The following is a 25,009-nucleotide window of genomic DNA, read 5'->3' as shown; positions in this document are numbered from 1 at the left end:
CCTGTCAACGGAAGCCCGACCCGACCCCAGTTCACCGTGCCAAACCGACCCCATCACCTTATCTCACCTATGTCGCATTGGTAATCCCCAGGCCAGCTCCGTATAATTCGCCGCATTTCGGGTACCGTATTTTCGCCAAACGAAGGAAGCGATGATGAACTTCGACAATATCTCTGCCGGCAAGGACCTACCCAACGACGTATACGTGGCGATCGAGATCCCGGCCCACCATGCGCCGATCAAGTATGAGATCGACAAGGACATGGGCGCCCTGCTGGTGGATCGTTTCATGGCCACGCCCATGTTCTATCCAGCGAACTACGGCTTCATCCCTCATACCCTCGCTGATGACGGCGATCCCCTGGATGCGCTGGTGGTCACGCCCTTCCCGGTTCAGCCAGGCAGCATCATTCGCGCCCGCCCGGTCGGCATCCTCAACATGACCGATGAAGCCGGCGAGGATGCCAAACTGGTCTGCGTGCCCCATGCCAAGCTGACGAGCCTGTATGACGATGTACAGGAAGTCACCGACCTGCCCGAGTTGCTGCGCCAGCAGATCGCTCACTTTTTCGAGAACTACAAGGATCTCGAGAAGGGGAAATGGGTGAAGGTCGAATCGTGGGAGGGCGCCGATGCCGCCCGCAGGGCCATCGAAAAATCCGTGGCCGCCTACGAAAAAGCCTGATAGCCATCGCGTCATCAGCGCCCTGGCCAATATCCCGAACGGGTCGCTCACCAGCGGCCCGTTCGCTTATCGGCAAGCGCGCTTACCCCGAAGACGGGCATGCCGGCTTGCCCTGCATCAAAATGCGGCAAAGAAACGCAGTCACACGGTGACTCCGCGGTTCTATCCCGACCTGCTCGTGAGTTACTCTTGGAGCGGCCGGACCGAGACGTCCATCGGGTGCAGGCGGCTCCGGAACGTCGGCCGCCACACCGGAACCACGACTATCGTGTGGGGTCTCTTAATAGCGCCCGGCTTGCTCAGAAAAAAAGGACGATCGCGTTGTCTATCCGCCTCCACGCTCGACGGTTAGCTCTATTACTTGTCCTGCTGCTCCCGTTGGCGGCCCACGCCCAATGGTTCTCCTCCTCGAGCAATCAAGGCGACTTCCTGCCGGTCCTGGAAGCGTTTCAGCCCAGCGCCTGGCATGACGGCGAGACACTCTACATCGGGTTCGAGAACGCCGAGGGCTATTATCTCTACCGTCATCAACTGGGGGTCGAGAGCCTGGACGACAGCCTCGAACTGGGCGACCCCGCCGTCCCTCCCGGCGAGTTCAAGAGCGACGAGTTCCTGGGTGACGTCTATGTCTTCTACGAACGGGTCGTTTTCGAAGCGCCCATCCAGGGAGGCGCCGAAGGCCCCCTGGACATCAAGGTTCGCTTCCAGGGTTGTGCCGATGCGGGGCTCTGCTACCCCCCCGAGCAGGTCGACCTGCAGGCACCGGAAGGCGCCATGCCGGCGGCCTTTTCCGGCTGGAGAGATGGAAGTAACGGCGCCAGCACGACCACAGCCGCCCCCGTGGCACCACAGAGCGAAGATGGCCGTCTTAGTGCAATAATGAGCGATGCCAGTCTGCCGCTTGCCCTGGGCCTGTTCTTTCTGGCCGGGCTGGGGCTCACCTTCACTCCCTGCGTGTTGCCGATGGTGCCGATTCTCTCCTCGATCATCGTCGGCCAGAATCCCACCCGGCCACGCGCTTTCGTCCTGTCGGCCAGCTACGTGGCCGGCATGGCGATCACCTATGCCGCGGTCGGTGTACTCATGGGGTTGTTCGGCGCCGGACTCAATCTTCAGGCACGCCTGCAGTCGGCTCCGGTGCTGATCACCTTTGCGGCACTCTTCGCCGCCTTCGCACTGGCCATGTTCGGCGCCTTCGACATGCGCCTCTCCCCCCGCCTGGCCGGGCGCATCGATGCCTGGCAGGCCCGTGCCCAGCGCAGCGGCCCCGGCGGCCTGGCCGTGGCCGGTTCACTCTCCGTACTGGTGGTATCACCCTGTGTTTCCGCCCCCCTGGCCGGCGCCCTGGTGTTCATCTCCACCACGGGCGACGCCATGATGGGAGGCGCCGCGCTTCTCGCCCTGGGCCTTGGCATGGGTGTTCCACTACTGCTTGTCGGCACCTTCGGCACCACCTTGCTGCCTCGCACCGGCGCCTGGATGAACGGGGTGAAGATCGCCTTCGGCATTCTGATGCTGGGTGTCGCCATCTGGCTGGTGGAACGCCTGCTGCCCTCGACCGCAGCCTTGCTGCTGTGGGCAGCACTGGCCATTGGCAGCGCCCTGGCACTGGGCGCGCTGACCTTCAACCAGAAGCAGGGATGGCCAAGGGTTCGCCAGACCGCTGGACTACTGTTACTGGCTTGGGGCATCGCCCTGGTGTTCGGTGCCGCCAGCGGTGCCCATGATCCCCTGCGCCCTCTGGCCGGCGTGAACGGAGTGGCCCAGAGCGGCATCGAGGAGGCCGGGATCACCACTGTCAGCGGCCTCGATGGCCTGGAACAAGCCCTGGCCAACGCCGCAGACGAGGGTCGCCCGGCCTTCGTCCACTTCACCGCCGACTGGTGCATTTCGTGCAAGCAGATGGAGCGTCAAGTCTATCCCGACCCCCGGGTGGCCGAAATACTCTCCTCCTTCGCGCGCATCAACGTGGATGTCACCGATACCGGGGAAGCTGCCCGGGAGCTACTCGACCGCTTCGGCCTGTTCGGGCCGCCCAGCCTGCTGTTCTTCGACAATACCGAGGAGATTCGCGAGGCCCGCATCCAGGGAGAAGTGGGGGCCCCTGCCCTGGCAAGCCATCTGGATGGGGTATTGGAGTGGCTGGGCAGTCGCCAGGGCTGAATCCCGGGGTGACATCTCATGAAGAACGATGTCGAACGGTGTTTGGCGACTTGTCAAACACTGTTCTTTTGCCCGCTGGACATACACGTCGATTTTAGGCACACTCCGCCGACAACGCTTATCAAGGCCGATAGCGTCGGCAATGTTCCCTATCTTGCCGGGATCTATTGGAAGTTGGCTTGGGTTAACAGCGCCCTGGTCCGCCGTCACCTACCCACTGATCGAGACAGAGTCATGGATATCCGCAAGGTCAAGAAGCTGATCGAGCTGCTCGAAGAATCCAATATCAGCGAAATCGAGATTCAGGAGGGCGAAGAGTCCGTACGCATCAGCCGTCATCCCAACGGCGTGAGCTGGCCACAGCCTCCCATGCCCTTCTATGGCGCACCCCAGCCCGCCGCCCCTGGCCCAACAGTTCCGTCAGTTGAACCGACCGAAGCCGCTACGGCCGTGCCCCAGGGCCATGCAGTGACCTCACCGATGGTGGGCACCTTTTATCGCAGCCCCGCTCCCGGCTCGAAACCGTTCGTGGAGGTGGGCTCGAGCGTCAAGAAAGGTGAGACCGTCTGCATCGTCGAAGCCATGAAAATGATGAACCAGATCGAAGCCGACCGAGACGGCGTGGTCGAGGCGATTCTGGTCGAGGACGGCGAGCCGGTCGAGTTCGACCAGCCGATGCTCATCCTTTCCTGATCCATCACCCAGACACTGGCGGACTCCATCATGCTGGACAAGGTACTCATCGCCAATCGCGGCGAGATCGCCCTGCGCATCCTGCGTGCCTGCAAGGAACTGGGCATCAAGACCGTGGCCGTGCACTCAAAGGCCGATCGTGAACTGATGCACGTACGCCTGGCCGACGAGGCCGTGTGTATCGGCCCGGCGCCTTCGGCCCAGTCCTATTTGAACATTCCTGCTCTCATCAGTGCTGCGGAAGTCACCGACTCGAGCGCCATTCACCCCGGTTACGGCTTCCTTTCCGAGAATGCCAACTTTGCCGAACAGGTCGAACGGTCCGGCTTCGTGTTCATCGGCCCCCGGGCCGAGACCATTCGACTCATGGGTGACAAGGTCAGTGCCATCGAAGCCATGCAGATCGCCGGCGTCCCCACGGTGCCGGGTTCGGACGGCCCTCTCGGTGATGACGAAGGCGATATCATCGCCATTGCGAGACGCATCGGCTACCCGGTCATCATCAAGGCCGCCGCAGGGGGTGGTGGTCGCGGGATGCGGGTCGTTCACACCGAAGCCCACCTGCTTTCCGCGGTCAACGTAACCCGCACCGAGGCCCACTCCTCCTTCGGCGACGGCACCGTCTACATGGAGAAGTTCCTCGAGCGGCCACGCCATGTGGAGGTGCAGGTGCTGGCCGACGGCCAGGGCAATGCCATCCATCTCTATGATCGCGACTGCTCGCTGCAGCGACGGCACCAGAAGGTATTGGAAGAAGCACCGGCTCCCGGCATCGATCCCGAAGCCAGGGCGCGCGTGCTGGAAGCCTGCCGCCAGGCCTGCATCGAGATCAATTATCGCGGCGCCGGCACCTTCGAGTTTCTCTATGAAGACGGCGAATTCTTCTTCATCGAAATGAATACCCGTGTCCAGGTGGAGCATCCTGTCACCGAGATGGTGACCGGCGTGGACATCGTCCGCGAACAGCTTCGTATCGCGTCAGGACTGCCGCTGTCGATCACCCAGGATGACGTCAAGCTCAATGGCCACGCCTTCGAGTGTCGAATCAATGCGGAAGATGCTCGTACCTTCATGCCATCACCCGGCAAGGTGACACTCTACCACCCACCGGGCGGCCTGGGCGTACGCGTGGACTCGCATCTCTATACGGGCTACACGGTCCCGCCCCACTACGACTCGCTGATCGGCAAGTTGATCACCTGGGGCGACAGCCGGGAAATCGCCCTGACCCGCATGCGCAACGGGCTGGACGAGCTGCTGGTGGAAGGCATCAAGACCAATATCGACCTGCACAAGGATCTGGTTCGGGACGGGTACTTCCAGCAGGGTGGCGTCAACATCCACTATCTGGAGAAAAAGCTCGGCTCCTGAGAGGGTGTTTACAAAAGTGGCGAGCGAAGGACAGACAAGGCGAGATCAGTCAAAAAAAGCGGAGTTTACGCGCTGTAAATGAGTATTTTTAGGCTGATTTCAACGTAGTATGGCCTAGCGCAGTAGTTTGTAAACACTCTCTGAGCCTGGCTGCAAAACTCAGCGGGGTGGCCTAGGCCACCCCGCCCGCGTTCCGATGGAGATTTTCATGCCGTGGCTGCAATTGAAGGCTCGTGTCGCCCCTCAGCAGGCAGAGCTACTCGAAGAACTGCTGCTGGCCGAAGGGGCCACCGCCATCACTCTCCAGGATGCCCACGACGACCCGGTATTCGAACCCGAACGCGGCACCACGCCTCTATGGAATGAAACCGTACTGACCGGCCTCTACGATGACCTGGAGGGCCTGGCGCCCATGCTGGAGCGTCTGGCGACTGCCTGGGCCCAATCCGTGCCTGACGAGCCCTGCCCGGAGATCGAGCATGAGCTGCTTGCCGACCGCGATTGGGAACGCGAATGGATGGATGATTTCCAACCGCTGCGCATGGGCCAGCGACTCTGGATCGTCCCCAGTTGGCACGAGCCACCCGACCCGGATGCCGTCAACCTTCACCTGGACCCGGGTCTCGCCTTCGGCACCGGGACACACCCCACCACGGCACTGTGCCTCGAATGGCTGGATGACCTGGCGGTACACGGTGAGCTCGATGACCGCGAGGTCCTGGATATCGGCTGCGGTTCGGGAATACTCGCAATCGCCGCGCTCAAGCTGGGGGCCCGGCACGCCACCGGCACCGACATCGACCCCCAGGCGCTCCTGGCCAGCCGCGACAACGCGACGCGCAACGACATCGCCGAGTCTGAGCTGCGACTCTGTTATCCTGAGCAGCTAGGCACCGGTGACGCACCACAGGATACCTTCCCGGTGGTACTGGCCAACATCCTGGCCGGCCCTCTGGTCGAATTGGCGCCGACCATCGCGGGGCATGTGGCACCGGGTGGCCGCCTGGCGCTCTCCGGCATTCTCGAGACACAGGCCCACGAGGTCGTCGATGCCTATCATGACCAGGGATTGATCATGGACGAACCCGAGTATCGCGAGGGCTGGGTGCGATTGACGGGCCAGAGACCGGCCTGAACCACGACACCACTTCACGGCACCTTCACCATCAACGATCGGGAGCGTATGATATGCAGCCCCCGAGCCACTAGACAGCCCCATGTCCGATAGTCGTCCACTGCCACAGATCGGCCGCCATCGCCTGTCAAACCGGGTGATCCTTGCCCCCATGGCCGGCGTGACCGACCGCCCGTTTCGACAGCTCTGCCGCCAGCTTGGAGCGGGTCTCGTCGTGGGTGAAATGGTAACGTCGGACGCCACCTTGTGGCACACCCGCAAGTCACGGCAGCGAATGGACCACCGGGGAGAGCCGGGTCCCCGCGCCGTGCAGATTGCTGGTGGCGATGCAGCCATGCTGGCCGAAGCCGCACGCCTGAATGCTGACCAAGGTGCGGAAATCATCGACATCAACATGGGCTGCCCGGCCAAGAAAGTGTGCAACAAGGCTGCCGGCTCGGCATTGCTGCGTGATGAAAAGCTGGTAGCCGAGATACTCGAGACAGTCGTCGCCGCCGTGGATGTGCCGGTAACACTCAAGATCCGGACCGGCTGGTGTGCCGAAAGCAACAATGCGGTACGCGTGGCCCGACTCGCCGAGTCCGCCGGCATCCAGGCACTGGCCGTTCATGGCCGCCATCGCCAACAACGCTACACCGGCGAAGCCGAGTACGACACCATTGCCGCCATCAAGGCCGTGGTGAATATCCCAATATTTGCCAACGGCGATATCGGTTCTCCGCAGAAGGCCGCCTTCGTTCTCGACTATACTGGTGCGGATGCCGTGATGGTCGGTCGAGGTGCCCAGGGCAACCCCTGGATATTCAGGGAGATCGACCATTACCTTCGCCATGGACAGGCACTGCCCCCGCCCGATGAACACGAGCGCGCCGGCGTCTTGCAAGGGCACCTGGCGGCGCTGCACGACTTCTACGGTGACACGATGGGGGTGCGCATTGCACGCAAACACCTCGGCTGGTACCTCGCTTCAGACAGACGACTCGACTCGTGCCAGCAGCGCGAATGGCGGGCCGCCTTCAATAGCCTGGAGCGCCCAGACGAACAATATGACTTCATCGACGAACTCTTTTGCCTTGGCGGTGGCCATCCCGCTTCCAAGGCATCGAATGGAATCAGTGCCGCATGAATCGTGAAGCCTTTAACCGGAACCCCAACCTGTCGAACCTTGATATCGGTTCCTGCACCGAACTGAGCGGTCTCGACTGCACACCCTCCCTGATGAGCGCATCGTCCCCTAAAGTGGCTGAGCAGCCGCTGCGAAAAGCTGTGGATTGCGCCATGCGACGTTACTTCGACCACCTCGATGGGGGTACGGCAACCGACCTCTACGCCATGGTCATGACCGAGGTAGAAGCACCGCTGATGGCAGCCGTGATGGACTACACCCAGGGCAACCAGACGCGCGCTGCTGAAATCCTCGGCCTCAACCGGGGCACGCTGCGCAAGAAGCTGAAGCAGCATGATCTGATCTGATCCGGCTGGCTTTCGGGCCGACCCGATCGACACGGGCCACCGATCCCCTTCCCTCACCTCCAACACAGAGTCGTTCCATGGTCGATACTTCTGCCTCCCAACCGGTTCGCCGCGCGCTGATCAGCGTTTCCGACAAGACCGGCATCATCGATTTTGCCCAGGGCCTGAGCGCACAAGGCATCGAGCTGCTCTCCACTGGCGGCACCTTCCGCCTGTTGCAGGAGAGCGGCGTTGCCGTAACGGAAGTCTCCGAACATACCGGTTTTCCCGAGATCATGGATGGACGGGTCAAGACCCTGCATCCAAGGGTCCATGGAGGCATTCTCGGTCGTCGCGGACAGGACGACACCGTCATGGCCGAACATGGCATCGATCCGATCGACATGGTGGTGGTCAACCTCTACCCCTTTGCCCAGACCGTGGCCAGGCCGGACTGCACCCTGGAGGACGCCATCGAGAACATCGATATCGGTGGTCCCGCCATGGTACGCGCCTGCGCCAAGAACCATGCCTATACCACGATCGTGGTGGATGCCGGGGACTATGAGCGAGTGCTGGCCGACATGGCGGAACACGCCGGTGGTGTGAGCGAGCCGACCCGCTTCGACCTGGCGGTCAAGGCCTTCGAGCATACGGCCGGCTATGATGCCGCCATTGCCGATTACCTGGGAAGCCGCGTGGCAGGTGGCGAGGACGGTTTCCCCCGCACCTACAACCTGCAGTTCCACAAGAAGCAGTCCATGCGCTACGGAGAGAACCCGCATCAGAACGCGGCCTTCTACGTGGAAGCCGATGCCCGGGAAGCCAGCGTGGCCACGGCTAGCCAGCTCCAGGGCAAGGAACTCTCCTTCAACAATGTCGCCGATACCGATGCCGCCTTCGAGTGCGTCAAGGCCTTTACCGACGCCGCCTGCGTCATCGTCAAGCATGCCAATCCATGTGGCGTGGCGGTAGGTGTGAACGCCCGCGAGGCCTATGACAAGGCATTCGCCACCGACCCGACCAGCGCCTTCGGTGGCATCATCGCCTTCAATGTGCCCCTGGATGCCGAAACGGCCCGATCCATCATCGACCGGCAGTTCGTCGAGGTGATCATCGCCCCCGGGGTGGCCGATGACGCCCTGCCCATCGTTGCCGAGAAGCAGAACGTGCGCTTGCTGGACGTTGGAGCACACTGGCCCGGCAAGCGCGAGCATGCTCATGATTTCAAGCGCGTTACCGGCGGTCTGCTGGTGCAGGATCGGGACCTGGGGATGGTCGGTCGCGACGAGTTGACCGTGGTCAGCGAGCGGGTGCCCAGCGAACAGGAGATGCGTGATCTGGCGTTTGCCTGGAAAGTGGCCAAGTACGTCAAGTCGAATGCCATTGTCTATGCCAGGGCCGGGCAGACCATCGGCGTGGGCGCCGGACAGATGAGCCGCGTCTATTCGGCGAAGATCGCCGGCATCAAGGCCGCGGATGAAGCATTGATGGTACCGGGCTCGGTGATGGCAAGTGACGCCTTCTTTCCGTTTCGCGACGGTATCGATGCCGCCGCCGCCGCCGGCATTACCGCCGTGATCCAGCCCGGCGGCTCGATGCGCGACAAGGAGGTGATCGACGCCGCCAACGAGGCGGGGATCGCCATGGTGTTCACCGGCATGCGCCACTTCAAGCATTAAAAACGCTGGAATAGACACCCCATCGATGTTAATCGATGGGGTGTCTATTTATTGTCGATGCGAGCGAGCGGCGCCGGGGACAGGCCGCAGCGGAGGTCCTTTTCCAGGGATGGAAAAGGTAGCGCCCAAGGAAGGGTTCACAGCGCCTCCGCGTAGCGCCTGTCGCCGGAAAGCCGTAGCCTGGAGCCGGTGGCCTTGGTTTTTACCGTTAGCCCAGGTCGATGCAAAGGTACTTGGTCTCCAGAAACTCCTCCAGCCCCTGGTGGCCGCCCTCGCGTCCGAGGCCCGAAGCCTTGACGCCGCCGAACGGCGCCGTGGGATTGGAGATCAGCCCGGTATTGATACCCACCATGCCGTATTCCAGCGCATCGGCCACCCGCCAGACGCGGCCCAGGTCACGAGAATAGAAGTAGGAGGCGAGGCCATACTGGGTGTCATTGGCCATCTTCACCGCATCCTCTTCATCCTCGAAGGGGAAGACCGCTGCCAGGGGCCCGAAGGTTTCCTCATGGGCCACCTTCATGTCACCGGTCGCGAAGCTGATCAGGGTCGGCGTAAAGAAATTGCCACCCAGCGGATGCGGATTGCCACCCAGCAGCAGCTCGGCACCCCGGTCTACCGCATCGTGAACGTGCTCGCTGACCTTGGCCACCGCCTTGTCATCGATCAGGGGCCCGATGTTGATGCCGGCTTTGGTTCCATCGCCCACTTTCAGCTCGCTGTTCATGGCCACGGCCAGCTTCTCGCAGAAGGCATTCACCACGCTGGACTGAACCAGGAAGCGATTGGTGCAGATACAGGTCTGTCCCGCATTGCGGAACTTGGCCGCCATGGCCCCTTCCACGGCGGCATCCAGATCGGCGTCTTCAAACACGATGAAGGGAGCGTTGCCGCCCAGTTCCAGTGAAATCTTCTGAATGTTCTGTGCCGCCCGGGCCATCAACTCACGCCCCACCTCGGTTGAACCGGTAAAGGTGATCTTGCGCACCAACGGCGATTCGGTCATGGCCGCGGCAATCTCGCTGGCGTGACCCGGTACCACGTTGAACACCCCGCGCGGCACGCCGGCCCGTTCGGCCAGTAGCGCCAGGGCAGTCGCGGAAAAAGGGGTCTGGCTGGCGGGTTTCACCACGATGGTACAACCGGCGGCCAGGGCCGCGCCGGCCTTGCGGGTAATCATTGCCGCCGGGAAGTTCCAGGGTGTGATGGCACCCACCACACCCACTGGCTGCTTGGTCACGACGATGCGCTGATTGGGCTTGGCAGCCGGGATGGTTTCGCCATAGACACGCCTGGCCTCTTCGGCAAACCAGCGCAGGAAACTGGCCGCATAGGCGATTTCGCCTGCGGCCTCCTTCAGTGGCTTGCCCTGCTCATAGGTCATGATCATGGCCAGATCGTCCTGATGCTCGAGCATCAAGTCGTGCCATTTCATGAGGATGTCGGCGCGCTCCTGGGCCGTCAGCGCACGCCACCCCACCAGCGCCAACTCGGCAGCGGCGATGGCCCTCTCGGTCTCGGCGCGACCAAGACGCGGGACGTTACCGAAGGACTCTCCAGTGGCGGGGTTGATGACCTCGATCTGCTCACCGCTGTCTGCGGCGACCCAGCTCCCGTCGATGTAGGCGAAAGGGCAGTAGAGCTGCGTTTCCTTCAGGGCTTCCATGATCATCTCCCGGCCGTCGCGCGGCCTCGTTGTAGCGTGTAAGTTGGCTTTGTCACTCCACGGCACCGGCACCTTCATCCGGCACCATGAAACCATCCGTTCCTACCTGCGTCTGGGGTTGGACCATGGCCGTCAGTATGGCAAGTATCAGCGCCAGTGCGATGGCGATCCAGCAAAAGGCCCGGCCTGTGTAGCGATCGGGGTCTCGGCGAATCTGCCGCAGCCCCATGACAGCGAAGATGGCAGCCGCGATGTTGACCGGAGGCATGCTGCCAGCAAGCAGCAGCGAAATCAGCGCCGTGACGATGGACGCCATGGCCCAGGGGGAATATTGCCGGCGGGGGGTGTTGTCGCTTTCCAACTACTCATCTCTCCCTGTGGGGGGCTAAACCTTACCTTACTCCATGCTACGCGCAAACCTTCCGTTGCACCAAACGGCACAGCGGGAAACGCCGGGTCCCGAACCGTGGAACGAGCGACATTCAACGTGACCTCCGGGGTTCGCGGCTAGCCGATAGCGTGATGGAAACGGAGTCGGCGAAGCGCAGCGCATGGGGCTTGTCGATCTCCACCTGGGCGGTGAGCACCGCTTCATGAGACATGATCAGATCCAGTACTTCGCGGGTCATCCGTTCCAACAGCAGGAAGCGATTCTCCTCTACCAGGGAGATCACGGACTTGGTGATGGTGCGATAGTTCAGGGCCTGCTCGATACGGTTGAACGCCACGGCCTTGTCCGCCCGGTAGCGGATCACTGCGTTGATCACGACATCCTGGCGATTATTGATCTCGTCATCCTTGATCCCGATGTAGGTACGCAAGCGAAGATTCTTGATGCGAATGGTGGCGAAATCATGATCGAGATGCTGGTCATCCAGGGCGTGCAGCGTCATGACGAATTCTCCAGGTCAAGTCGGAAACGCCGCAATCAGCGGCCATTGACGAGAGTCAGAAACTCTTGCCGTGTCGGCTGGTTGTCACGGAACGCACCCAACATCACGGAAGATGTCATGCTGGAGTTCTGTTTTTCCACACCACGCATCATCATGCAGAGGTGCCGGGCTTCGATGACGACGGCGACCCCCCTGGCGTCGGTCACCTGCTGCACCGCCTGGGCAATCTGTCGAGTCAGGTTCTCCTGGATCTGCATGCGCCGGGCAAACATGTCGACGATGCGCGCGAACTTGGACAGCCCCAACACCTTGCCGTTGGGCATGTAGGCGATGTGGCACTTGCCGATGAACGGCAGCAGATGGTGTTCACACAGTGAATAGAGCTCTATGTCCTTCACCACCACCATCTCATCCGTCTCGGATTCGAACACCGCCCCGTTGATGATGTCTTCCAGCGTCTGGGTATAGCCACGGTTGAGGAACTGCATGGCTTTCGCGGCCCGCTTGGGAGTGTCGCGCAACCCTTCTCTCTCGGGGTTTTCCCCCAATTCAAGGATGATCTGGCGATAGTAGTCGGCGAGTTCTTCGTTCATGGTCAGGCCCCGTGCCAGTCTGTACTGGAAGCTGTCGTGATGGTCTGGTCATCACATCGATGCACAAGAACTATACAATAAAAAATATTTGTACAACGTCTTGATTGCGTGAAACCGTGATTCTAACGCAAGCCTCGATCATTCGCAGGGCAAAGCACACCCCGAATACGCCGTGAGCGCACTCTGCGACATTCCTCCCACTGCTGGTTGCAGGGCGCTGTGATAATATGGGTCTGCACATTCGTATATGGCCGTGTCCATCGAGAGACCCTATGATCAAGATCCCTGATGCCTTGCTGACAGCAGCTGGACTGGCGCTGTTGGCCCTTCCGTCGGCCGCTTTCGCAGCGACGCTATCCTTGCCCGCCGATGCCAGCGTCGCTGTCCAGGTCATCGACGACCTGACCCTGGACGCAGACAGGTCCCGCCATGACGACATTCTGCTTCGCCCGGTCAGTCACGCAACCGATGCCTCGCATGAGTTGCCCGAGTACTGCGTTCTGGTGGGCGATGCACGCCTCGACGGCGAGCGGGTTCGCATCACGACCAAGGCGTTGACCTGCGTCGAAACCGATGGTGACGATAGTGAGATCTTCAGTGGCGAGGTTTCTGCTGCTGCATACGATGCCGATGGCAGCTATGGTGTGGCCGCCTGTGACGGTGGCCGCTGCGAGCTGACATCCGACCACGTGTTTCACCTCCAGTTCGCCAGCGCCCTGGAAATCGAGGAGCAGGACAATCCAGCGGCTCGCATCAACGAACAGCGGCGTCAGGCAGACGGGACCGGCATCGCCAATCCGATTCCTGCCGAGCGCCCCGATCCCGACGAGTAAGCGCGGATAGACTCATCGCTTTCCCTCATGACCCCATGACGCACCCCGCCCAGGGTGCGTCATGCGTTGTGATTCTCAAGCGAAGCGTCGCAGTCAGGCCAGCCAGCGTGGCGCCTTGTCCAGTACCTGTCGCTGTTGCTCCAGCATGCGGATATGGCCATCCCAATAGCCGGCGTCCGCCAGCCATGGGAAGGCCGGCGGAAAGGCCGGATCCTGCCAGCGGGCCACCAGCCAGGCACTGTGTCGCATCAACCGCAGGGTGCGAAGAGGCTCGATCAGCGCCAGCTCCTTGCGATCGAAGTCACGGTGCTGCTCGTACCCCTCCATGACCTCGGAGAGCTGCATCTGCCATTCGGCATCGTGCTGGGCGGTCAGCAACATCCAGAGATCCTGTATGGCGGGGGCCGTCAGGCAATCATCGAAGTCCACCAGGGCAAATGCATCGTCGCGCCCGAGAATGTTGCCGATATGGCAATCGCCATGGACCCGTATCGTCTGCTCCATGCTCCAGGCATGTGGCTGCAAGGCATCATGCAGCAGGCCAGCCACGCGCTCATAGGCACGCCGCTGCTGTCGATCGAGCCAGGAGCCGGACAGCACCCGTTCCCGGGCTTCCAACACCATCCCGTCCAGATCCATTCTGCCACGGTGCACGAAGGCGGACCGCTCGCCTACCGCATGGGTCGCTCCGATCAATTCACCGAGTGCGAAGAGGTGCGCCGGATTTTCCAGCTCGGGCGCCTGACCAGGCAGCTGCGGAAAGAGGGCAAAGCGGAATCCCTCGGCATGGTGCAGGGTCCGGCCGGCCTCATCCTGCCAGGGAGCCGCCACCGCCACCCCGGCGTCTTTCAGCTCAGCGAGAAAAGTGTGCTCCTCCTGTATCTGCTCATCGCTCCATCGTTCGGGACGATAGAACTTCACCACCCAGCGCCGGCGCTCCTCGTCATGGATCAGGTAGACGCGGTTTTCGTAGCTGTTCAACGCGAAAGGCTCGCCGGGCAGCCACAGGCCCAGAGACTCCACCGCCGCCACGATTCGCGCCGGCTCAAGCCGGGCAAAGGGGTGTTTCGCGTCCATGGTGCCTCCGGTCTGCCTGAATGGGAGCTGCATGCTAGCAGAGTTACAGCAGTGGCGTACGGGCAACCGCCCAGGCCTCGACCCCCTCCGCGCCAGCCCGTCGACAGGCTTGCGCCAGTGCATCCAAGGTGGCTCCCGTTGTCATGACGTCGTCAAGCAGCGCCACGCGTCCCGGCAGGCGGCCCGTCACCTCGAAACCATCCCGCAGGTTGTGACGTCGTTCCATGCGATCGAGGCCACGCTGGGAACGGGTGTCGCGACAACGACGGGCCGCCACGAGAGGAATATCGAGTCGCCGTGATAGCCGCCGAGCCAGCCAATCGGCCTGATCGAAGCCACGCTCGCGGGCGCGCCGGGGATGCAGCGGCACCGGAATCAGGGCCTGGGGCCAGGCCAGGGCCTTCGGTGGCAGGCCGAGCTCCAGCAGCTCGAGCAGCACATTGCCGGCACGGGGCGAGGCATGAAACTTGAAGCGCCGCACCATCGCTGTGATTTCGCCCTGATAACAGAGCGGTACACGAGCCTTGTCGAAGCGCGGGGGAGTGACCACGCAACGCCCACAGAGCCGTCCCGCCAACGTGCCGGACGGCCGTGGTTCGGCGCAGCCCGGGCAGGCCGGCACGTTCCAGGGAAGGCTTTCGAAGCAGGACTCACACCAGGGGTGCCCGCCCTGCCCTGGCGCCAGGCAAAAGGCACAGCGTCCAGGCAGCGCACGCCGCAGCCCACCGTCCACCATCTGGATGACCGCCTGGGCCAATCGAGGCCAGAGCGATCCGCTAGAGCGGGAAACGCCCCTGTGACCCGGATCGGTCCTGGTCCTATCTTTCCTCGTCACACTCGGTCGCCCTCCAACGGCCCGTTACCCACGCGAGACACTCCGTGCCAAGCAGCCCCTGTCAATTCGAACCGTCAACAACGTAACGAGTCAGGGTTGACAGCAAATGGCATTCACGTAAGCTCTCTGTCAACCAAACTTCTTTTACTAGTTGACAAGAAGCGAGCCTCGCCATGCCCTCAGCATACCAAGCTCCCAGCACACCCGCCCCGGCCCTGGCCGGTGACGCCGAGGTCCGCCACGACTGGTCGCTGGTCGAGATCGAAGCACTATTCGACCTGCCTTTCAATGACCTGCTGTTTCGCGCACAGCAGGTGCATCGTGCCAATTTCGATGCCAATGCGGTACAAGTCTCCACCCTCTTGTCGATCAAGACCGGCGCCTGCCCGGAAGACTGCAAATACTGCCCCCAGTCCGGCCATTACGCCACTGACCTCGACAAGGAGAAGCTGCTGGAGATCGAGAAGGTGGTGGAACAGGCGAAAGCCGCGCAAGACGCGGGAGCAAGCCGATTCTGCATGGGAGCGGCCTGGCGCAGCCCTCGCGCTAAGGATCTCGAGGTGGTGATGGAAATGGTGCGCCGGGTCAAGGCCCTCGGGCTCGAGACCTGCATGACCCTGGGCATGGTCGATACCGACCAGGCCAGGCAACTGGCGGCTGCGGGCCTCGACTACTACAACCACAACCTGGATACCTCACCGGAGTTCTACGGGGAGATCATCACGACTCGCACCTATGGTGATCGCCTGGAAACCCTGGCAAGCGTTCGCGAGGCAGGCATGAAAGTCTGCTCGGGGGGCATCCTCGGCATGGGCGAGGCACCTCGTGACCGTGCGGCCCTGTTGCAACAGCTTGTACGTCTCGAGCCACACCCCGAGTCGGTGCCCATCAACATGCTGGTCAAGGTGCCAGGCACACCGCTGGAAGACGTCGAGGACCTGGATCCCATCACGTTCATCCGCGCCATCGCCGTCGCCCGCATCCTGATGCCCGGGAGCCATGTCCGCCTCTCCGCCGGTCGTGAGCAGATGAGCGAATCCACCCAGGCCCTGGCCTTCCTGGCGGGTGCCAATTCCATCTTCTACGGCGAACGGCTGCTGACCACCGCGAACCCCCAGGCCGATCTCGACCGCGCCCTGTTTGCCAAGCTGGGCCTGCACCCCGAGCGTCGCGAGACCTGTACCGACGAGATCCGCCAGCAGGAAAGCCTGGAAACCGCCATGGCCTTCCAGACCGCCCAGACTCATGCCGCCTCCCTGGCCCATGACGCGACCGAGGCCTGAGGAGCGCATGCCTTCCCAGCCGGACAGCTGGTCGACACGTCTCGCCAGCCGGGCGGCAGAGCGCCGGGAACAGGGGCTCTGGCGCCATCGCCGTACCCATGTACCCGCCAGCGGCGTTCATGATTTCGCCGGCAACGACTATCTTGGCCTGGCCAGGGACCCACGCCTGGCCGAAGCCCAGGCCAATGGCGCAAGACGCTTCGGAGCGGGCTCTGGCGCGTCACATCTGGTCAGCGGACATCTCGAGGTCCACGAAACGCTCGAGCAGCGCCTGGCCGACCTCACGGGTCGACCACGGGCGCTGCTCTTTTCTACCGGCTACATGGCCAACCTGGGCACCCTCCAGGCGCTCTGCGATGGAGACACCCATCTCTTTCAGGACCGCTTGAATCATGCGTCACTGATCGATGGTGCCCAGCTTGCCGGAGCCCGGTCCCGACGCTTCCATCACGGTGATAGCGTCGATCTTGCGCGCATGCTCGCTCGAAGCCCGGTCAACGCACCCAAGCTGGTCATCAGTGATGGTGTCTTCAGCATGGATGGCGACGTGGCGGATATCGCCGCCCTGGCCACGATCAGTGCGCGCCACCATGCCTGGCTGATGATCGACGATGCCCACGGACTCGGCGTACTGGGCAGACACGGTGATGGATGCGTGGGGCGCGCCCATGACCTCTCTCGCGTACCGATCCTGGTCGGCACACTGGGCAAGGCATTGGGCACCGGCGGCGCATTCGTTGCCGGCAGCCAGGCGTTGATCGACCATCTCATCCAGTTCGCCCGCCCCTATGTCTATACCACCGCCCAGCCCCCCGGCGTGGCCGCCGCCACCCTGAAAGCGCTGGATATCCTCGCCACGGAGCCGGAACGGCGTGGCCATCTGCAGGCCCTGGTGGCCTATTTCCGTCATGAGGCCCAGCGCCTGGGGCTACCGCTGGCCACCTCGACCACGCCGATCCAGCCACTGCTGCTGGGCGATAGCCGCCGAGTCATGCATTGGGCGGGAGAGCTCCTCGCGGCGGGAATCCTGGTCGGTGCCATTCGCGAGCCCACCGTACCGAAAGGCCAGGCAAGGCTGCGCATCACGCTTAACGCCGCCCACTCGATAGACGCACTGGACGCATTGCTGGACACACTGGCCCGCCTGACGAAAGCCGAGGACAGCCCATGACATCACTGGTTCTGCTGTCCGGCTGGGGTGTCGACGCACGAATCTGGCAACCCCTGGCCCCCTACTGGCCGCAAGGCCTGAATGTTCAGACCCCCGATTGGCCCGGCTACGGCGCACCGGCCGATACCCTGCAACCCGTGCCGGCCACTCCGGACGACATGGCCGGGCTGGCCAGGCAAATGGCCAGCAAACTGCCGACCGATGCCGTTTGGGTCGGCTGGTCCCTGGGCGGCCTTCTGGCCAGCTCCCTGCTCGCCTACCTGCCCCCGCCCCGAGCCCTGGTAATGCTCGGCATGGGGCCACGATTCTGCGCCACCGATGGCGTGACCGACACCGAGCTGGCCACCTTTCGCCGTACCTTCGAGCGCAACCCGGACGCTACCTGGCGGCATTTCCTGCGCTGGCAGTTACAGGGGGAGCCCGACTCCCGCACCGCCTACCGACGTCTGCTCGACCTGGTCGGCCACAAGCCGAGCGCTTCTTGCGCGACCCTGGCCGCGGGACTGGACCTGCTGGCACGACTCGATGCCAGGCACATTCTCGCCACACCGCCATGTCCCATACACCAGGTGGTGGGACGGAATGACCCGCTGCTGTCCGGATCGATCCGCCAGGCAGCCGACCATATCCTTGGTGATACTGGCCATTGCCCCATGCTGACGCGCCCCGATCGACTGGCTCGACACCTGGTCGCTGTCCTCTCGCGGGTGGACCATGCCACACCCCTTGCCATGACGTTGCCCCCATGACCTCCCCGCTGGCTCTGACCCCGCAGCCAATGGACAGCCCGGAAGATGGGCTCTGGCGACGCCGTGTGGCTCATGCCTTTTCCCGTGCCGCGCCCCGCTATACCCAGTTGGCCAGAGCACAGCACGAAATGGGCGAAGCCCTATGGGCGTATCTGCCGGACCGCCGCCACCGGACCCCCTGGAACATCCTGGACCTGGGCTGTGGCCCGGGACACTGGAGTACTCGCCTGGCGTCACAGTACGGCCCGACCAGCCGGGTGATCGGTCTCGACCTGTCGTACGGGATGCTCGAAAGGGCCAGAGCGATCCATGGCAGCCCTGTCACGTGGCTATGCGCCGATGCCGGTGCGTTGCCGCTGCACGATGGACAGCAGGACGTGGTCTTCTCCAACCTGGCCATTCAATGGTGCCTGGATCTCGATGTCGTGCTGTCGGAGATCCATCGTGTACTCCGCCCTCGCGGGCGCGCCCTGGTCAACACCCTGGGACCGGGCACTCTCTTCGAGGTGGGGCATGCCTGGTCGAATCCTTCTGCACTACTGACCTTCCACTCCAGGGATCGCCATGTGGCCAGCGCCCGCCTGGCGGGCTTTTCCGGTGTCCATGTAGAGGCCCGTACCGAACGGTTCTTCTACCCGAATCTCAGCGCGGTCATGGCTTCGATCAAGGGTGTCGGCGCGCAGGCTTCCCGGCCCGGGGCCCGTCTCTCCCGGTCCGACCTGGCTCGTGCCTCGCGCCGCTTCGAGGCGTTGCGCGAGCCGGATGGCCTACCGGTCAGCTACACACGCCTGACCCTCGTACTCGACAAGGAGTAATCCCATGGCCGCCTTCTTCGTCACGGGCACCGATACCGACGTCGGCAAGACACTGGTCGCCACCGGGCTGCTGTCCCTGGCCCGCCGCCAGGGAATGAGCACCCTGGGATTGAAGCCCATTGCCTCGGGCTGCGAACGAACCCATGCGGGACTGCAGAACGAAGACGCCTTGGCACTGCAGGCCCAAGGCACACCACCATTGACCTACGCGGCGATCAACCCATTTGCCTTCGAACCCGCCATTGCCCCGCATCTGGCGGCCCGCCGTGCCGGCACCACGGTTACCGTGGATGCCCTTGTCGGGCATATAGCCCCGCTGCTGGCCGGGCGGCGGGCGCTGTCCCTGGTAGAGGGCGCCGGTGGCTGGCGGGTTCCACTCAATGATCATGAGGATCTTTCGCGTCTCGCCGTGCGCCTGGAACTGCCGGTGATACTGGTCGTGGGCCTCAAGCTCGGCTGCATCAGCCACGCCTGCCTGACCGCGGAGGCCATACGCGCCGACGGCCTGCCTCTTGCCGGATGGGTGGGCAACCTTCTCGATGAGCGTTTTGCCGCGGATACGGCTCTCTATGCCGATAACCTGGCCACCCTCGAACACGCCCTGCCGGGCCCGTGCCTGGGAATCGTTCCGCGCCTGCGGGACATGGATCATGAAAGGCGCCCCGAGGCGGCAGCCCACTACCTGAAACTGCCTCATGGCGATTGACTTGCGAATGTGCGTCCGTACAATGTGGACGCCTGCCCAACCCTGCGGATGTGGTGGAATTGGTAGACACGCCAGATTTAGGTTCTGGTGCCTTCGGGCGTGGGAGTTCAAGTCTCCCCATCCGCACCATTTCTTCGGCAATCGTTCGCCGAATCACCTTACGTCTCCCCCGAGTGCGACAGCGATAGCCTTTCGCTTTCCGCGACTCGTGCGCATGCGCCACGCACCCGATCCCGACCGACTCCCGTTGCATGACTCCCAGATCCAGACTTCCCACCAGCCCACGGAGGTTCGATGACGTCCCCTGTCTGGCATCCCTACGCTCATCTCAAGTCCCAGTCACCGGCGCCGAAGGTCATCGGTGGCGAGGGGCCTCGCTTCATTCTGGAGGGCGGCGAGCAGTTGCTCGATGCCACCTGCTCATGGTGGTGCATGATTCATGGCTACGCGCATCCACGCCTGGTGGCGGCGATTCGTGAGCAGGCCGGTGAACTCTGTCACGTCATGCTGGGCGGGCTGACCCATGAGCCTGCCGACCGCCTGGCCAGGGAGCTGGTCCGCGTGACACCCGAAGGCCTCGATCATGTCTTCTTTTCCGACAGCGGCTCGGTGGGCATGGAAGTGGCCATGAAGATGGCGGTGCAGTACCACCGTCTGCGCGGCAACCCCGGCAAGCACCGCATGCTCTCATTGATGAAGGCCTACCACGGCGATACCGCTGGCTGCATGGCGGTGTGCGATCCCGAGGAGGGCATGCATTCGCTGTTCTCCGGTTACCTGCCCCGTCACCACTTCGCCCCCGCCCCCGCAGCGCCTTTCGACGCCGAGCCAGAGGCGGTGTCCGCCGACCTCGCGGCCCTGCGTGCGGTGCTGGAGCAGCATCACCATGAGATCGCCGCGCTACTGATGGAACCACTGCTGCAGGCCGCCGGCGGGCTCAACATGACCTCGCCCCTCTACCTCAAGGGCGCGCAGGCTCTGTGCGAGGAATTCGATGTCCTGCTGGTCTTCGATGAGGTGGCCACCGGCTTCGGCCGTACCGGCAAACTGTTCGCCGCCGACCATGCCGACATGGCGCCTGACATCATGGTTCTCTCCAAGGGGTTGACCGGGGGGTATCTGGGACACGCGGCCACGCTGGCCAACGACAAGGTACATGATGCCTTCATTGGCGACAGCCCGGCGCATGCCTTCATGCATGGCCCCACCTTCATGGGTAATCCGCTGGCCTGCCGGGTGGCGCTGGAGAGCCTGGCCGTGTTCGAGGACGAGCGATACCTGGAGAAGATCGCCGGACTCAACCGGCTCCTGCGCGAGGAACTGCTGGAAGACGAGGCGCTGCGGCGGCACCCGCAGGTACGGGACGTGCGAGTGCTGGGCGCCACTGCCGTTATCGAGGTGAAGAATGCCGCCGATCTCGAGGGCGTCGCGAACCTTGCCCGGGCCCGGGGAGTCTGGCTACGCCCTTTTGGTCGATGGCTCTACACCATGCCGGCCTATATCACACCGGAAGAGGACATGCGCCACATAACCGGCGTCATGAAAGGTTGGTTCCAGTAACCCAGAACGCCGTCCCCGGACCGGGGACGGCGTTCTGGGCCGGGCTCCCACATGACAGTGGAGCGACCCGGCAAATGAGGCTAGCCGATTTCTATCAGGCCATGGCAGGCTGGGCGTATGAGATCGGCGCCAGCTCCCGCTCATTCTCGAAGGTGACGATCTCGTAGGCATCCGGCTGGTCGAGCAGGGCGCGGCACAGCTGGTTGTTCAGCGCATGGCCGGACTTCACACCACGGAACTCGCCGATCAGGCTGTAACCCAGCAGGTAGAGGTCACCGATGGCATCGAGCACCTTGTGCTTGACGAATTCATCCTCGTAACGCAACCCACCCTCGTTCACGATGCGGTAGTCATCGACCACGATGGCATTGTCGAGACTGCCTCCCAGCGCCAGGTTGTTGGCCCGAAGGTATTCGAGGTCACGCATGAAACCGAAGGTTCGTGCCCGGGACACTTCCTTGACGAAGGAGGTCGTGGAGAAGTCGACGACGGCCGTCTGCTTCTGATCTTCGAAAACAGGATGGTCGAATTCAATGGCGAAGGAGACCTTGAACCCCTGATGAGGCAGGAAACGAGCCTCCTTCCCATCCTCACGGACCAGGACTTCGCGCTTGATGCGGATGAACTGTTTCGGCGCATCCTGTTCGGCAATCCCCGCCGATTGAATCAGGAATACGAACGGACCAGCGCTGCCATCCATGATCGGCACTTCGGGAGCGCTGACATCCACGTAGGCGTTGTCGATGCCCAGGCCCGCGAAGGCGGACATCAGGTGTTCCACTGTCGCGACCTTGATCCCATCCCGCGACAACGCCGTGCATAGCGTCGTGTCGTTGACCAGGGTAGCACGGGCCGGAACCTGCACTTCGGGATCGAGATCCGTGCGCACAAACACGATACCGGTATTGACCGGTGCCGGACGCAGCGTCAGATAGACCTTCTTGCCGGAGTGGAGGCCGACGCCAGTGGCGCGAATGATGTTTTGCAGGGTGCGTTGTCTGATCATGGGCAGTAGCCAGGCGGTTGTTAGTTATCAAACACCGTTCACTATAACACCGAACATGTGTTTCAACAAAAAAACATCTCCTGACCCTGCCTAATCAGTCGATAGCGGTTATCAATCAGCCTGACGCCGCAGGAAGGCCGGGATGTCGAGATAATCGTCCAGCTCCTGAGGAGAGCGGCGCTTCTCGGGCCGTGGCTTCACGGCCTCCTGTGGCTCGGCCTTGGTGGCCACGGCGCTCTGCTGACGCATGGCAGGCTGCTGCCGCTGACGATACTCGCTCCCCTCGGGGCGCTTGGCACTCTCGCGTCCGGCAATCTTCTGCTGCCGTCCTTCCAATCCGGCCGCCACCACGGTGACACGCAGCTCATCGGTCATGTCCATGTCGATCGACGTGCCTACCACAATGGTAGCATCCTGGGAAGCAAACTCCTGAACCGTGGCGCCCACGTCGTTGAATTCACCAATGGAAAGGTCCGGGCCAGCGGTGATGTTGACCAGGATACCGCGAGCACCGTGCAGGTCGATATCCTCGAGCAGCGGGCTGCGAATGGCCTTCTCGGCCGCCTCGCGGGCACGATTTTCCCCGGTTGCGCCACCGGTTCCCATCATCGCCATGCCCATTTCGGACATCACGGTGCGGACGTCGGCGAAGTCGACGTTGATGATACCGGGGCTGGTGATCAGCTCGGCGATGCCCTGGACGGCACCCAGCAGCACGTCATTGGCAGCGCTGAAAGCCGTGAGCAGGCTGGCATTCTTGCCCAGAACGGAAAGCAGCTTCTCGTTGGGAATGGTAATCAGGGAGTCGACGTGTTCGGAGAGCTCCTTCATGCCCTCCTCGGCGACACGCATGCGCTTGGGGCCTTCGAACGGGAACGGCCGTGTCACCACCGCCACGGTGAGGATGCCCAGCTCCTTGGCCACCTGAGCCACCACAGGGGCGCCCCCGGTACCGGTGCCGCCACCCATCCCGGCAGTGATGAAGACCATATCGGCACCGCGGATCAGCTCGGCGATGCGCTCACGATCCTCCATGGCCGCCTGGCGACCCACGTCGGGATTGGCGCCAGCGCCCAGCCCCTTGGTGATCTCGTTGCCTAATTGGAGTACGGTCTTCGCCGACACTCGCTTGAGTGCCTGAGCATCCGTATTGGCGCAGATGAACTCCACGCCCTCGATGTTGCTCTCGACCATGTGGTTGACGGCGTTGCCGCCGCCTCCACCCACGCCGACGACCTTGATGACCGCACTGCTCGAGGGTGCGCTATCTACCAGTTCGAACATAAGCCCCGTCTCCTGGACCGCACCGCGGCCCTGTCAGAAATTTCCTTTCAACCAGCCCTTGATTTTTGCCAGCGCCGGAATCCCTTCCCATACTCCACGCTGGGAGACGTCATCACGCCTGGGTTGCGCCGTTACTATCCTGCCCTCACGCCCCCGCCCATGCTGGGCTTCCTGAAGAGCATAATGTAGCAAACCGACTCCCGTAGAATAAATCGGATTTCGGACCACATCGGCCAGACCACGCACATTGTGCGGGCAGGCAATGCGAACCGGCATATGAAATATCTCCTCCGCCAGCTCGACCACGCCCTCCATGCGCGAGGTTCCGCCGGTCAAGACCACGCCAGCCGCCACGAGATCCTCGAAGCCGCTGCGACGTAATTCATCACGGATGAGGGTGAACAACTCCTCGTAGCGCGGCTCGACCACCTCGGCCAGCGCCTGGCGTGACAGATCCCGTGATGGACGATCCCCGACGCTCGGTACCTTGATCATCTCATCGCTGGCGGCCAGCTGCGTCAGCGCACAGGCGTACTTGACCTTGATCTCCTCGGCATACTGGGTAGGCGTACGCAGCGCCATGGCGATGTCGTTGGTCACCTGGTCACCGGCGATGGGAATCACCGCCGTGTGCCGGATCGCGCCTTCGGTGAATACGGCAATGTCGGTGGTACCGCCACCGATGTCCACCATGCACACGCCCAGTTCCCGTTCGTCCTCTGTCAACACCGCCATGCTGGAAGCGAGCTGCTCGAGAATGATGGCGTCGACTTCCAGGCCACAGCGGCGTACGCATTTGTCGATATTCTGCACCGCATTGAGCGCCGCCGTGACCAGGTGTACCCGGGCTTCCAGTCGCACCCCGGACATGCCCAACGGCTCCCGTATGCCACCCTGGGTATCGATGGAGAACTCCTGGGGCAGTACGTGGAGCACACGCTGGCCTTCCGAAATAGCCCGTGCCCGCGCTGAATCAATAACTCGATCAATATCGGATGACATCACTTCGCGCTCTTTTATCGCAACCACGCCATCCGAGTTCATGGAGCTGATATGACTGCCGGCAACACCCACATAAACCGAGTGGATATCGCAACCGGCCATCAGTTCGGCCTCTTCGACGGCACGCTGAATAGATTGCACGGTGGATTCGATATTGATGACAACACCCTTCTTCATGCCGCGGGAAGGGTGTGAGCCGATACCAGCGATTTCGATGCCGCCGTCATCGGTTCGCTGCCCGACGATAGCCACCACCTTGGATGTACCGATATCCAGTCCGACTACCATATTAGATGAGTTGGAAGTGACTGCCATGCGCCGGGGTATCTCCTGAAACTTGACCCGCAGGGAATTC

The 25,009-nt window shown here is 62.6% G+C and carries 24 protein-coding genes and 1 tRNA gene; 16 read left to right on the top strand and 9 right to left on the bottom strand.

Annotated elements, in window-relative coordinates; all coding sequences use genetic code 11:
* The first annotated feature begins 154 nt into the window (after window positions 1-154).
* From ppa to purH, 8 genes are all read left to right on the top strand, one after another.
* Complete coding sequence (gene ppa, locus C1H69_RS04275) at window positions 155-685, top strand: inorganic diphosphatase (RefSeq protein ID WP_102652174.1); 531 nt, start codon at window positions 155-157, stop codon at window positions 683-685.
* 321 nt (window positions 686-1,006) lie between these two features.
* Window positions 1,007-2,848 (top strand): protein-disulfide reductase DsbD, encoded by a 1,842-nt coding sequence (dsbD, locus tag C1H69_RS04270; RefSeq protein WP_240609803.1) that lies wholly within the window; start codon window positions 1,007-1,009, stop codon window positions 2,846-2,848.
* 234 nt (window positions 2,849-3,082) lie between these two features.
* A complete protein-coding gene (accB, locus tag C1H69_RS04265) occupies window positions 3,083-3,541 on the top strand; it encodes an acetyl-CoA carboxylase biotin carboxyl carrier protein (RefSeq protein WP_102652172.1) in 459 nt (152 codons plus the stop codon).
* A 30-nt stretch (window positions 3,542-3,571) separates the two neighbouring features.
* Complete coding sequence (gene accC / locus C1H69_RS04260) at window positions 3,572-4,912, top strand: acetyl-CoA carboxylase biotin carboxylase subunit (RefSeq protein WP_102652171.1); 1,341 nt, start codon at window positions 3,572-3,574, stop codon at window positions 4,910-4,912.
* A 208-nt stretch (window positions 4,913-5,120) separates the two neighbouring features.
* Entirely contained in the window at window positions 5,121-6,047 is a 927-nt protein-coding gene (gene prmA / locus C1H69_RS04255) for a 50S ribosomal protein L11 methyltransferase (protein ID WP_102652170.1), read from the top strand.
* 82 nt (window positions 6,048-6,129) lie between these two features.
* Window positions 6,130-7,173, top strand: a complete 1,044-nt coding sequence (gene dusB / locus C1H69_RS04250) for a tRNA dihydrouridine synthase DusB (RefSeq protein ID WP_102652169.1) — start codon at window positions 6,130-6,132, stop codon at window positions 7,171-7,173.
* Window positions 7,174-7,265: 92 nt separating this feature from the next.
* Entirely contained in the window at window positions 7,266-7,520 is a 255-nt protein-coding gene (gene fis / locus C1H69_RS04245; protein ID WP_240609811.1) for a DNA-binding transcriptional regulator Fis, read from the top strand.
* Window positions 7,521-7,597: 77 nt separating this feature from the next.
* Window positions 7,598-9,181 carry a bifunctional phosphoribosylaminoimidazolecarboxamide formyltransferase/IMP cyclohydrolase gene (gene purH, locus C1H69_RS04240; protein ID WP_102652167.1) on the top strand — a complete coding sequence of 528 codons (1,584 nt, stop codon included), beginning with the start codon at window positions 7,598-7,600 and terminating at the stop codon, window positions 9,179-9,181.
* Between the two features lie 208 nt (window positions 9,182-9,389).
* On the opposite strand, the gene C1H69_RS04235 is transcribed toward purH, so the two are convergent.
* The 4 genes from C1H69_RS04235 to folE all read right to left on the bottom strand — a co-directional run bounded on the left by C1H69_RS04235 (window position 9,390) and on the right by folE (window position 12,333).
* The gene (locus C1H69_RS04235; RefSeq protein WP_102652299.1) at window positions 9,390-10,847 is read right to left on the bottom strand and encodes an NAD-dependent succinate-semialdehyde dehydrogenase; all 1,458 of its coding nucleotides are present in this window, start codon (window positions 10,845-10,847) and stop codon (window positions 9,390-9,392) included.
* 52 nt (window positions 10,848-10,899) lie between these two features.
* Window positions 10,900-11,208 carry a DUF4190 domain-containing protein gene (locus tag C1H69_RS04230; protein WP_102652166.1) on the bottom strand — a complete coding sequence of 103 codons (309 nt, stop codon included), beginning with the start codon at window positions 11,206-11,208 and terminating at the stop codon, window positions 10,900-10,902.
* A 121-nt stretch (window positions 11,209-11,329) separates the two neighbouring features.
* On the bottom strand, window positions 11,330-11,740 hold the full coding sequence (folX, locus tag C1H69_RS04225; protein ID WP_102652165.1) for a dihydroneopterin triphosphate 2'-epimerase: 411 nt from the start codon (window positions 11,738-11,740) through the stop codon (window positions 11,330-11,332).
* A 35-nt stretch (window positions 11,741-11,775) separates the two neighbouring features.
* On the bottom strand, window positions 11,776-12,333 hold the full coding sequence (gene folE / locus C1H69_RS04220; RefSeq protein ID WP_102652164.1) for a GTP cyclohydrolase I FolE: 558 nt from the start codon (window positions 12,331-12,333) through the stop codon (window positions 11,776-11,778).
* Window positions 12,334-12,605: 272 nt separating this feature from the next.
* Here folE and C1H69_RS04215 point away from each other — a divergent pair, with 272 nt between their 5' ends.
* A complete protein-coding gene (locus C1H69_RS04215) occupies window positions 12,606-13,166 on the top strand; it encodes a TraB/TrbI/VirB10 family type IV secretion system protein (protein ID WP_102652163.1) in 561 nt (186 codons plus the stop codon).
* A gap of 93 nt (window positions 13,167-13,259) precedes the next feature.
* Here C1H69_RS04215 and C1H69_RS04210 read toward each other — a convergent pair whose 3' ends face one another.
* Window positions 13,260-14,243: a serine/threonine protein kinase gene (locus C1H69_RS04210; RefSeq protein ID WP_102652162.1), complete on the bottom strand. Its 984-nt coding sequence runs from the start codon at window positions 14,241-14,243 to the stop codon at window positions 13,260-13,262.
* Between the two features lie 43 nt (window positions 14,244-14,286).
* The gene (locus C1H69_RS04205; RefSeq protein ID WP_102652161.1) at window positions 14,287-14,979 is read right to left on the bottom strand and encodes a ComF family protein; all 693 of its coding nucleotides are present in this window, start codon (window positions 14,977-14,979) and stop codon (window positions 14,287-14,289) included.
* Between the two features lie 272 nt (window positions 14,980-15,251).
* Here C1H69_RS04205 and bioB point away from each other — a divergent pair, with 272 nt between their 5' ends.
* From bioB to bioA, 7 genes are all read left to right on the top strand, one after another.
* Window positions 15,252-16,361 (top strand): biotin synthase BioB, encoded by a 1,110-nt coding sequence (bioB, locus tag C1H69_RS04200; RefSeq protein ID WP_102652160.1) that lies wholly within the window; start codon window positions 15,252-15,254, stop codon window positions 16,359-16,361.
* 7 nt (window positions 16,362-16,368) lie between these two features.
* A complete protein-coding gene (gene bioF, locus C1H69_RS04195) occupies window positions 16,369-17,532 on the top strand; it encodes an 8-amino-7-oxononanoate synthase (RefSeq protein ID WP_102652159.1) in 1,164 nt (387 codons plus the stop codon).
* The gene (locus C1H69_RS04190) at window positions 17,529-18,281 is read left to right on the top strand and encodes an alpha/beta fold hydrolase (protein WP_102652158.1); all 753 of its coding nucleotides are present in this window, start codon (window positions 17,529-17,531) and stop codon (window positions 18,279-18,281) included. Before bioF ends, C1H69_RS04190 begins: the two co-directional genes overlap by 4 nt.
* Window positions 18,278-19,096, top strand: a complete 819-nt coding sequence (locus tag C1H69_RS04185; protein ID WP_102652157.1) for a methyltransferase domain-containing protein — start codon at window positions 18,278-18,280, stop codon at window positions 19,094-19,096. The genes C1H69_RS04190 and C1H69_RS04185 overlap by 4 nt, the downstream gene beginning before the upstream one ends.
* Before the next feature lie 4 nt (window positions 19,097-19,100).
* Window positions 19,101-19,802, top strand: a complete 702-nt coding sequence (bioD, locus tag C1H69_RS04180; RefSeq protein ID WP_102652156.1) for a dethiobiotin synthase — start codon at window positions 19,101-19,103, stop codon at window positions 19,800-19,802.
* Between the two features lie 44 nt (window positions 19,803-19,846).
* A tRNA-Leu gene (locus C1H69_RS04175) sits at window positions 19,847-19,931 on the top strand.
* A 165-nt stretch (window positions 19,932-20,096) separates the two neighbouring features.
* Window positions 20,097-21,362 carry an adenosylmethionine--8-amino-7-oxononanoate transaminase gene (gene bioA / locus C1H69_RS04170; RefSeq protein ID WP_102652155.1) on the top strand — a complete coding sequence of 422 codons (1,266 nt, stop codon included), beginning with the start codon at window positions 20,097-20,099 and terminating at the stop codon, window positions 21,360-21,362.
* Between the two features lie 94 nt (window positions 21,363-21,456).
* On the opposite strand, the gene lpxC is transcribed toward bioA, so the two are convergent.
* From lpxC to ftsA, 3 genes are all read right to left on the bottom strand, one after another.
* Complete coding sequence (gene lpxC / locus C1H69_RS04165) at window positions 21,457-22,368, bottom strand: UDP-3-O-acyl-N-acetylglucosamine deacetylase (RefSeq protein WP_102652154.1); 912 nt, start codon at window positions 22,366-22,368, stop codon at window positions 21,457-21,459.
* A gap of 111 nt (window positions 22,369-22,479) precedes the next feature.
* The gene (gene ftsZ / locus C1H69_RS04160; protein ID WP_102652153.1) at window positions 22,480-23,652 is read right to left on the bottom strand and encodes a cell division protein FtsZ; all 1,173 of its coding nucleotides are present in this window, start codon (window positions 23,650-23,652) and stop codon (window positions 22,480-22,482) included.
* Window positions 23,653-23,685: 33 nt separating this feature from the next.
* Window positions 23,686-24,969: a cell division protein FtsA gene (gene ftsA, locus C1H69_RS04155; protein WP_102652152.1), complete on the bottom strand. Its 1,284-nt coding sequence runs from the start codon at window positions 24,967-24,969 to the stop codon at window positions 23,686-23,688.
* Between the last annotated feature and the right edge of the window lie 40 nt (window positions 24,970-25,009).

The sequence above is a fragment of the Billgrantia endophytica genome (assembly GCF_002879615.1).
GTDB lineage: Bacteria > Pseudomonadota > Gammaproteobacteria > Pseudomonadales > Halomonadaceae > Halomonas > Halomonas endophytica.
Note: the sequence above shows the minus strand (reverse complement) of the source record. Positions and strands in the feature narration are given on the sequence as shown.